General features: G+C 43.5%; 4 protein-coding genes, 1 tRNA gene and 1 other RNA gene. 5 read left to right on the forward strand and 1 reads right to left on the reverse strand.

The genetic code is table 11. The features are described from left to right. Together AC4E96_RS04765 and AC4E96_RS04770 are read left to right on the forward strand one after the other, a co-directional pair. The coding region (locus AC4E96_RS04765; protein ID WP_490255036.1) for a quinolinate synthase at window positions 1-546 on the forward strand (546 nt) is incomplete at its 5' end. A gap of 120 nt (window positions 547-666) precedes the next feature. Next, on the forward strand, window positions 667-882 hold the full coding sequence (locus AC4E96_RS04770) for an RNA-binding S4 domain-containing protein (protein ID WP_488031806.1): 216 nt from the start codon (window positions 667-669) through the stop codon (window positions 880-882). On the opposite strand, the gene AC4E96_RS04775 is transcribed toward AC4E96_RS04770, so the two are convergent. Further along, window positions 866-1,789, reverse strand: a complete 924-nt coding sequence (locus AC4E96_RS04775) for a PhzF family phenazine biosynthesis protein (protein WP_490255037.1) — start codon at window positions 1,787-1,789, stop codon at window positions 866-868. The genes AC4E96_RS04770 and AC4E96_RS04775 overlap by 17 nt on opposite strands. 87 nt (window positions 1,790-1,876) lie before the next feature. On the opposite strand from AC4E96_RS04775, the gene AC4E96_RS04780 reads away from it, so the two are divergent. The 3 genes from AC4E96_RS04780 to AC4E96_RS04790 all read left to right on the forward strand — a co-directional run bounded on the left by AC4E96_RS04780 (window position 1,877) and on the right by AC4E96_RS04790 (window position 2,786). Next, complete coding sequence (locus AC4E96_RS04780; protein WP_490255038.1) at window positions 1,877-2,371, forward strand: hotdog fold domain-containing protein; 495 nt, start codon at window positions 1,877-1,879, stop codon at window positions 2,369-2,371. A 159-nt stretch (window positions 2,372-2,530) separates the two neighbouring features. Continuing rightward, window positions 2,531-2,620 (forward strand) — tRNA-Ser (locus tag AC4E96_RS04785). A gap of 39 nt (window positions 2,621-2,659) precedes the next feature. Continuing rightward, window positions 2,660-2,786: non-coding RNA, RtT sRNA (locus AC4E96_RS04790), on the forward strand.

Consider the following 2,786-nt stretch of genomic DNA (forward strand, 5'->3'; position numbering starts at 1 on the left):
CCAATTATTTGGGGCCCTGACCGTCACTTAGGTAGTTACATTCAAAAGCAAACTGGCGTCGACATGATCTTGTGGCAAGGCGAATGTATCGTTCATGACGAATTTAGCGCTAAAGCGCTTAAAGACCTGAAAAACGTTTATCCTGACGCGGCTATTTTGGTTCACCCAGAGTCACCAGCGTCAGTGGTTGAATTAGCCGATGCCGTTGGTTCAACTTCACAATTGATCAATGCCGCCAATGAAATGCCAAATGATACCTTTATCGTTGCGACAGACCGCGGTATTTTCTACAAGATGCAGCAGGCAAATCCAGATAAGACCTTCATTGAAGCACCAACCGGTGGTAACGGCGCAACGTGTAAAAGCTGTGCTCACTGCCCTTGGATGGCAATGAACGGCTTAAAAGCGATTGAGGAAGCCCTTACGGACGCAACCGGTCATGAGATCTTCGTTGATGAAGCACTAGCTGCAGAAGCTATGAAGCCTCTTACCAAAATGCTTAACTTTGCTGCGAAAAATAAAGTGGCATTAAAGGGTAATGCTTAACTCTATTTAAGTTAGACATTATCTACAATAGGTATAGGGAGCCATAGCCAATGCTATGGCTTTTTATTTTAGACTAGAGCGTTATAACAAAAGTACAAACGCTTGCTTACGAGGACCCACATGAGACACGTCGAAATAGCAAAACAACCTATCGAGCTACACAAATTTTTAAAGTTTGAAGCGTTAGTTGGAAGTGGCGGTGAAGCCAAAATGGTGATCAGTGATGGTCTTGTCAAAGTAAACGGTCAAACAGAAACTCAACGTGGCAAAAAATTAGTCACTGGTGATGTTGTCGAGTTTATGGGCGAAGTCTGCAAAATCACAGACCCCGCGTAAACCCTTCAATTGCAATAGGTGAGCCTTTAATGTTGCTCACCTGTGCCTCTATCAGAGATGGTGCGCCCATTTGTTCACCCTGGTAGAGCGTAACCTTGGTTAATGCCGCTAACTCGCCTTCTTCTGTTACTTCGCTCAAAGGCAACAAATCAGCGTCTCTTAAGTAGCCGACAAACGCAGCTGCAGCCGCACCAGTTGCTGGATCTTCAACAACACCCCCTGATGCAAACGCGTTTCTTACCTCAAAAACAAGGTTCTTATTATCCTTTATGTAGGTCAATAAAATTGTTACTAGCTCATGTTCTAACATAAGTTGTTTTACCGGCTCAAAGTCATAACTCATGTTAAGCAACGACGCTCGGTTTTTAAGATTTAGCACTAAATGCTTTGAACCACCATTGATAATAGCTGGAGGTATGTTGTCAAAATCAATGTCACTTGGGCTCAAGTTAAACAGCTCAATAATGTTATAAAGCAGTTTTGTGGCGCTAGTCTGAGTATCTGATTGGTCTGGCTGTGGAACCAATTGATGAGAAGTAGACGGTGACTGCAAAATCACTTTTGTGTGCTCGCCAACTCTTCTCACGTCTATCGAAATTTCAGCATGATTTAAAGATAAATCAAAATGTTGATGGGTAGCTGGTAATGCGGCACCTAAAGCAATGGTGGCATGACCGCAAAAGGGCACTTCACCCTCTGGACTAAAGTATCGAACACTATATGCTGATCCAGCTTGGTTGGAAGGTTTGGCAAAAACGGTTTCGGAATAGCCGACCTCTGCCGCAATGGACACCATGTCTTTGTCACTTGGGAAGTCTTCAACAATAACTACACCAGCAGGGTTACCTCCCGTCAAGTGGCCATTTATTTCCCGACTAAACGCAGCTATTTTCTGAATGTCCATCATATCCCTGCTATTTTGAATAATAGTTACTGTACATGAGTCAATATATTGGTAATATTTCGGCCATATCAAACTGGTAGGATGAGTTAAATGTCACAAGTAAACCCGGCACAGTCAAAGCCAACAAAAACAATGGCTATTTATAACAAATTAAAAAACTGGCCATTGGGTCACAAAATCTTTTCTAAGTTAATTTGTCGCATGGCACCATACTTTGGCACTATCAAGCCATACGTCGAAGAAGTAAAACTAAACGAGTGCAGCGTTTTAATTACAAAAGGTAAACGTGTACACAACCATATCAAAACGGTTCATGTAATTGCTATTGCCAATGGTTTGGAAATGGCCATGGGTGTAATGGCAGAAGCTTCAATTCCAAACCACCTGCGTTGGATCCCAAAAGGCATGACCTTAAACTACACAGCGAAAGCGGGTACAGACATTCGCTGTGTGGCAAAAGTAAATCCAGAGGACTGGAAACCAGGCGACATGCCAGTTGAAGTAAAAGCATACGATACGAATGGAATTGTGGTGGTCGAAGGTCATATCAACTTATGGATTTCGGAAAAGCCAGCTAAAAAATAATTCGTTTGAATGAGCAGTGTCCTGTCCTTTAACTTTTGAAATAAAGTCAAAAGGTTGATAATTAGGCAATCGAGCAATCAAGCTCGACATATACTTGCCTAACTTCATCAAAATGAATAGACTAGCTCGGCTTTTGACGATTATCCCAAAAGCATTTGCGGAGAGGTGGCTGAGTGGCTGAAGGCGCACGCCTGGAAAGTGTGTTTAGGTTAACCCCTAACGAGGGTTCGAATCCCTCTCTCTCCGCCAGCATTAAAAGAAACCCAGCACTTGTGCTGGGTTTTTTAATGCTCGGAGAAAACCAGAGGGTGAGAATCCTCGTCCAGGGTTCGACTAAAACGTCCGGAACGTTTTAGAACGCCTTTAGGCGGCCCGAAGGGTGGAGGGCAGGAGCCCGACATAATCCCTCTCTCTC

Source organism: Psychrosphaera sp. (assembly GCF_982872775.1).